This is a genomic window from Kitasatospora sp. NPDC057198 (assembly GCF_042670125.1).
In the GTDB taxonomy this organism is placed as follows: domain Bacteria; phylum Actinomycetota; class Actinomycetes; order Streptomycetales; family Streptomycetaceae; genus Kitasatospora.
The window spans coordinates 1-6,138 of the sequence record NZ_JBHUWH010000456.1 but is presented as its reverse complement, the minus strand read 5'-3'; the positions used below and the strand labels follow the sequence as shown (position 1 = coordinate 6,138).

At 73.5% G+C, this 6,138-nt stretch carries 5 protein-coding genes; 1 reads left to right on the top strand and 4 read right to left on the bottom strand.

The window, feature by feature from the left end; all coding sequences use genetic code 11:
• Positions 1-17: 17 nt before the first annotated feature.
• From ACFUEL_RS32965 to ACFUEL_RS32955, 3 genes are all read right to left on the bottom strand, one after another.
• Positions 18-2,519 carry an RNA degradosome polyphosphate kinase gene (locus tag ACFUEL_RS32965; protein ID WP_380240786.1) on the bottom strand — a complete coding sequence of 834 codons (2,502 nt, stop codon included), beginning with the start codon at positions 2,517-2,519 and terminating at the stop codon, positions 18-20.
• 285 nt (positions 2,520-2,804) lie between these two features.
• Positions 2,805-3,725, bottom strand: coding sequence for a mycothiol synthase (mshD, locus tag ACFUEL_RS32960; protein ID WP_380240784.1), 921 nt, complete (start codon positions 3,723-3,725; stop codon positions 2,805-2,807).
• A 137-nt stretch (positions 3,726-3,862) separates the two neighbouring features.
• Positions 3,863-4,507, bottom strand: coding sequence for a TetR/AcrR family transcriptional regulator (locus tag ACFUEL_RS32955; RefSeq protein ID WP_380240783.1), 645 nt, complete (start codon positions 4,505-4,507; stop codon positions 3,863-3,865).
• Between the two features lie 106 nt (positions 4,508-4,613).
• Between ACFUEL_RS32955 and ACFUEL_RS32950 the strand changes: the two genes are divergently transcribed.
• On the top strand, positions 4,614-5,387 hold the full coding sequence (locus ACFUEL_RS32950; RefSeq protein WP_380240781.1) for an SDR family oxidoreductase: 774 nt from the start codon (positions 4,614-4,616) through the stop codon (positions 5,385-5,387).
• A gap of 179 nt (positions 5,388-5,566) precedes the next feature.
• Here the strand turns inward: ACFUEL_RS32950 and ACFUEL_RS32945 are convergent, their stop codons facing one another.
• Positions 5,567-6,031, bottom strand: coding sequence for a hypothetical protein (locus ACFUEL_RS32945; protein ID WP_380240779.1), 465 nt, complete (start codon positions 6,029-6,031; stop codon positions 5,567-5,569).
• Between the last annotated feature and the right edge of the window lie 107 nt (positions 6,032-6,138).

Sequence of the window (6,138 nt, the reverse complement as noted above, 5' to 3'; positions counted from 1 at the left end):
CGCGGGCGGGGTGCCGCTCAGCGCGCGGCGGCGGAGCCGCGGTTGCGGCGGCGCGAGTCGATCAGCAGGTCCTGGACGTGGCGCAGCGGACGGCCCTCGGCGTCCTGCGCGTGCCTGGTCCAGGTGCCGTCGGCGCCCAGGTGCCAGGAGTCGGTCTCGTCGGAGACGCCGAGCTCCAGCAGCCCGTTCAGCTCGGCCCGGTGGGCCGGGTCGGTGACCCGCACCAGCGCCTCTATCCGGCGGTCCAGGTTGCGGTGCATCATGTCGGCGCTGCCGATCCACACCTCCGGGTCGCCCCCGTTGCCGAACACGAACACCCGCGAGTGCTCCAGGAACCGCCCGAGTATCGACCGGACCCGGACGTTCTCGCTCAGCCCCGGCACGCCCGGCCGGATCGCGCAGATGCCGCGCACCCACACGTCCACCGGCACCCCGGCCTGCGAGGCCCGGTACAGCGCGTCGATGACCACCTCGTCGACGATCGAGTTGACCTTGACCTTGACGAAGGCCGGCCGCCCGGCCCGGTGGTGCGCGATCTCCCCGTTGATCCGCGCCACCAGCCCGTCCCGCAGCCCGCGCGGCGCGGTCAGCAGCCGCCGGTAGGACTCGCGCCGCGAGTAGCCCGACAGCCGGTTGAACAGGTCCGACAGGTCGGCGCCGACCTGCGGGTCGGCCGTCAGCAGGCCCAGGTCCTCGTACAGCCGGGCCGTCTTGGGGTGGTAGTTGCCGGTGCCGACGTGCGAGTACCGGCGCAGCGTGTCGCCCTCCTGGCGGACCACCAGCGACAGCTTGCAGTGCGTCTTCAGCCCGACCAGGCCGTACACCACGTGGCAGCCGGACTCCTCCAGCTTGCGGGCCCACTTGATGTTCGCCTGCTCGTCGAACCGGGCCTTGATCTCCACCAGCACCAGCACCTGCTTGCCGGACTCCGCCGCGTCGATCAGCGCGTCCACGATCGGCGAGTCGCCGGAGGTGCGGTACAGCGTCTGCTTGATCGCCAGCACGTGCGGGTCGGCGGCGGCCTGCTCCAGGAACGCCTGCACCGAGGTGGAGAACGAGTCGTACGGGTGGTGCAGCAGCACGTCCCGCTCGCGCATCGCGGCGAAGATGTCCGGCAGCGTCGCCGACTCCACGTCGGTCAGCCCGCGCGCCGTGCCCGCCACGAACTTCGGGTAGCGCAGCTCCGGGCGGTCCAGGTCGGCGATCCCGAACAGTCCGGTCAGGTCCAGCGGGCCGGGCAGCGGGAAGACCTCCGCCTCGGTGATGTTCAGCTCCCGCACCAGCAGGTCCAGGATGTACGGGTCGATCGACTCCTCGACCTCCAGCCGCACCGGCGGGCCGAAGCGGCGCCGCATCAGCTCCTTCTCCAGCGCCTTCAGGATGTTCTCGGTGTCGTCCTCCTCCACCTCGAGGTCCTCGTTGCGGGTGACCCGGAACGCGTGGTGGGCGAGCACCTCCATCCCCGGGAACAGCTCCTCCAGGTGCGCCCCCATCACGTCCTCCAGCGGCACGTACCGCTGCGGCGACGCCTCCAGGAACCTCGACAGCGACTGCGGCACCTTCACCCGGGCGAAGTGCTTGTGCCCCGACACCGGGTTGCGCACCACCACCGCCAGGTTCAGCGACAGCCCCGATATGTACGGGAACGGGTGCGCCGGATCGACCGCCAGCGGTGTCAGCACGGGGAAGATCTGCTGCCGGAACAGCGTGTGCAGCCGGGCCTGCTCGGTCTCCGCCAGGTCCGGCCAGCGCACCAGTTCGATGCCCTCGGCCGCCAGGTCCGGCAGCACCTCCTGCTGGAAGGTCGCCGCGTGACGCGCCATCAGCTCGCGCGAGCGCCGCCAGATCAGGTCCAGCACCTCGCGCGGCTGCAGGCCGGACGCCGAGCGCTGCGCCACCCCCGTGGCGATCCGGCGCTTCAGGCCGGCCACCCGGACCATGAAGAACTCGTCCAGGTTGGACGCGAAGATCGCGAGGAACTTGGCCCGCTCCAGCAGCGGGATGTTCGGGTCCTCCGCGAGTTCCAGCACCCGCTCGTTGAACGCCAGCCAGCTGCGCTCGCGGTCCAGGAACCGGCCCTGCGGCAGCTCGGCCTCCTCCGCGCCGGCGGCCCCGGGGGCTCCCGCCGGTGCCGCGGGGAAGGCCGCCGAGACCGCCGCGGGCAGCGCCGTCGCGGCCCGCACCGGCTCGGCGGGCTTCGACTCGGCCTGCTTCGGCTCGGCCTGCTTCGGTTCGACCTGCTTCGGCTCGGCCTGCTTCGGCTCGCCGCCGCGCTCCGCGGTCTTGGAGGCGGCCGCCCTGGCCTTGCCGCGCACCGGCACCGGACGCGGCCGCGCCTCCTTGCCGGGCTCCTTGCCGGGCTCCCTGCCCGCGTCCTTGCCGGCGTCCTTGCCGGCGGCTGCCCTGCTGCCGGACCCGGCTCCGGATCCGGACCTGACACCCGACCGCACGGCCGGCTTCTGCTCACTGCTGCGCTCGGCCGGAACGGCCGAGTCGGAGACGGGGCGGGGGATGCTCATCGGTTCCAGCTCCTCCTGCAGGACGCGGCCCCGGTGGGGCGAAGGGCATGACTCCGCAGGCTCCTCGTCCTCGTCGAACCACGTCCACCCGCCCGGGGACGCCGGGATCCGCCCGGACGGGCGGCGGGTGGAGCGGTGACGCGGACGCGGCAATACGGACGACATTCTGTGATCTTCGCGGCGCCAATTGAATCCACGGTAAACACCGCATGGCCGGGAGGAAAGCTGAGTCCGTCACCCCTGTGGCTGCTAGCGGACGCTCCCTTCCGTCCGCGTTCGACCGGCTCAGCGCCGACCCGACGGCTCCCACCGGTACATCAGGTCGACCTCGTGGACGCCGAAACCCAGCCGCTCGTACACCCGGACGGCCGCCGCGTTGTCCGCGTCCACGTACAGCATCACCGTCGGCAGGCCGCGCTCCAGGACCAGGTGCCGCAGGCCCACCGCCGTCAACGCCTTACCCAGGCCATTACCCTGCTCCGCCGGATCCACCCCCACCACGTAGACCTCGCCGAGCCCGTCCGGCTGGATCTTCGTCCAGTGGAAGCCCACCAGCTGGCCGTCCCGCTCCGCCAGGAAGAAGCCCTTCGGGTCGAACCACGGCTCGGCGATCCGCTCCGCCAGGTCCCGCTCCGTCCACGAGCCCTGCTCCGGGTGGTGCGCGAACGCCAGCGCGTTCAGCGCCAGCCAGGCCGCCTCGTCCCGGCCCGGCTCGAACGTCCGCAGCACGACGCCCGCGGGCAGCGGCACCGCCTCCGGCGCCGGCCCGGTCCGCCGCATCTGCCGCAGCTCGCGCACCAGCACCGCTCCGTGCCGCTCGGCCAGGTGCCGGGCGGCCGGGAGACCGCCGTGCGCCCAGAAGTCCAGCCCGCCCTCGCCCTCGGCCAGCACCGCGTCCACCAACTCGCCGCCCAGGCCCCGGCCGCGCTCGGCCGGGGCCACCGTCAGCTCCACCGTGCCCGGCCGCTCCCCCTCCAACTGCGCGTAGCCGACCACCGCGCCGCCCACCGACTGCACCAGGTGCCGCACGCCCGCGCGCGGGCGGTCCGGCCGGATCCGCAGCCGACCGGCCTCCGAGACCGCCTCCCGGCCGTCCGCCCCGGCCGCCGCCGCGAGCAGCTCGCGCACCGCCCCGGCCTGCCCCGGCGTCAGCACCTCTACCCGCTCGACCCGGCCCGCACCTGACGTGTTCTCAGAAGTCCGCATACCTGCGAGCCTACGTTCCCCGCCCGGCTTCCAGCAGGGCGCCGGTACGGAAGCGGGGCCGGGGCCGGAGGTTTGGAGCGGGGGGTTGGCTGGGGGATGGGGGCTGAGGGCCGGGGCTCGGGTGGTCGGGGCCGGGGTCAGCGTGCCGGCCAGGCGGCCAGTGCCAGTTCGGCCGTCGCGGCCAGCTCCGCCGCGTCCGCCCCGTCCCGGGCGCGCTGCGACATCCCCTGCAGCACCGCCCCGTAGTAACGCGCCAGGGCCTCCGGAGCCACCCCAGGGGGGAGCTCGCCCAGCCGGTCGGCGTCCGTCAGCCGCTCCTCGAACAGTTGCAGGTTCGCCGCCCGCAGCCCGCGCAGGAACTCCGCGACCTCCTCGTCCTGGGCCGCGATGTTGACCGCCGCGCTGATCACCAGGCAGCCCGCCGGGTGCGCCGGATCCGGGTAGATCCGCGCCGCCTCCCGCAGGATCCGGGCGAAGGCCGCTCGCGCCGACGCCTCCTCGGCCAGCGCCAGCGCCACGAACTCCCCCTCCGGGGAGCACCCGTACGCCTCCACCACCTCGCGGAACAGCGCCGCCTTGTCGCCGAACGCCGCGTACAGGCTGCCCGGTTTGATCCCCATCACCCCGGTCAGCTCGCCCACCGAGGTGGCCTGGTAGCCGCGCTCCCAGAACAGCCTGGTCGCCGCCGCCAGCACCGCCGCCCGGTCGAAGGCCGGCGGGCGGCCCCGCTTCGCCGCCGTGCCCGCCGTGCCTGTCGTCCTCGTCGCTTCCGCTGCTGCCATGCCGACCATTTTAGAGCGAACGCTCAAGAAAGGCGGCAGGGCGTGCTAGCTTTCTTCTTGAGTGATCACTCAAGAAATGGGTGACGCCGGAAGAAGGGGATCCTCCATGTCCGCACGCCCGCTCGACGGCAGAACCGCCCTGGTCACCGGCGCCTCCCGGGGCATCGGCCGCGCCATCGCCGAACGCCTCGCCCAGGACGGCGCCACCGTCGCCCTCGCCTACGCCCGCGACCACTCCGCCGCCGGAGCCGTCCTCGACCGCATCCGCAGCCGCGGCGGCCACGCCTTCACCGTCCACGCCCCGCTCGGCACCCACGGCGACGCCGCCCGCCTCTGGGCCGCGTACGACCTCGCCCGTGCCGGCCACCTCGACGACGGGGGCGTCGACATCCTGGTCAACAACGCCGGGATAGGCCGCAGCGCCGCCCTCGCCGACCTCACCGAGCAGGACTTCGACGAGGTCTTCGCCGTGAACGTCCGCGCCCCGTTCTTCCTCGTCCAACAAGCCCTGCCCCGCCTGCGCGACGGCGGCCGCATCATCAACGTCTCCAGCGGTGCGGCCCGCATCGCGATGCCCGAGATCGTCGCCTACGCCGCCACCAAGGGCGCCCTGGACACCTTCACCCTCAACCTCGCCAAGGAACTCGGCCCCCGCGGCATCACCGCCAACTCCGTCCACCCCGGCATCGTCGACACCGACGTCAACGCCGCCTGGCTCCGCGACAACCCAGCCGCCCAGGCCCACGCCGCCTCCCTCGCCGCCCTGGGCCGCGTCGCCGACCCCGCCGACATCGCCGACGTCGTCGCCTTCCTCGCCTCCCGGGACGCCCGCTGGGTCACCGGCCGGGTCATCGACGCCACCGGCGGCGCCGGCCTCTGACCCCGACCGGTCGGCCCCCCTCAGTAGCCCGGGGCCGCCCCCGCCACGCCCCACCCGCGCTCCACGGCCCACCGCACCACCCGCAGCGGACCGTCGAGCAGTTCCTCGGCCGGGTAGTCCGGCGCGTCCCCCATCCCCACCAGCCAGGCCCGCGCCCGGTCGAGAACCCGCCCCCGCTCCTACCCCGACCACCCCAGGGCCGCCTCGAACTCCGGCAACCGGCCCCGCAGTTGATCCGCGCTCAGCACGAACTCCCCGAACCACCCCGGCAACCCGAGCACCGCCCCCGGCCCCACCCCGTACGCCAACGCCCCGAACGGGAACGCCTTCCGCGTCACCGCGGCGAAGAACCGCTCCGGCCGCCGCTCCTCCACCCGCTCCAGCACCGCTGCGCGGAACTCCTCCACCGCGTCCGCCTCTGCGTACCACCTGCTGATCAGCTGCCCGAGCCGAACAGCCTCTTCGTCCTCCCACAGCCTGTGGACACCCCTGCCCGCACGGCTCCGCTCGTGCACCGCCTCCCACCAGGCCCGGTCACCCTCGACCTCGGCCGGCGGCACGAACAACCCCTCGTCCGGTGACAGCAGTCGCCCCAACTCCTCGTCGGGCAGCGCCACGACCACCCAGACCCCGGTGAACCCCATCGTTCTCCCCCTCCGCCTGAACGGGCTCGGAAATGCAGAAAGGGCCCCAGCCTGGTGGCTGGGGCCCTTTCTTTGAAAGATTGTTCGGCGGCGTCCTACTCTCCCAC

Excerpts from the sequence above, each read along its gene's own strand:
- ACFUEL_RS32965 (WP_380240786.1), bottom strand. The coding sequence starts at position 2,519 with ATGAGCATCCCCCGCCCCGTCTCCGACTCGGCCGTTCCGGCCGAGCGC.
- mshD (WP_380240784.1), bottom strand. The coding sequence starts at position 3,725 with ATGCGGACTTCTGAGAACACGTCAGGTGCGGGCCGGGTCGAGCGGGTA.
- ACFUEL_RS32955 (WP_380240783.1), bottom strand. The coding sequence starts at position 4,507 with ATGGCAGCAGCGGAAGCGACGAGGACGACAGGCACGGCGGGCACGGCG.
- ACFUEL_RS32950 (WP_380240781.1), top strand. The coding sequence starts at position 4,614 with ATGTCCGCACGCCCGCTCGACGGCAGAACCGCCCTGGTCACCGGCGCC.
- ACFUEL_RS32945 (WP_380240779.1), bottom strand. The coding sequence starts at position 6,031 with ATGGGGTTCACCGGGGTCTGGGTGGTCGTGGCGCTGCCCGACGAGGAG.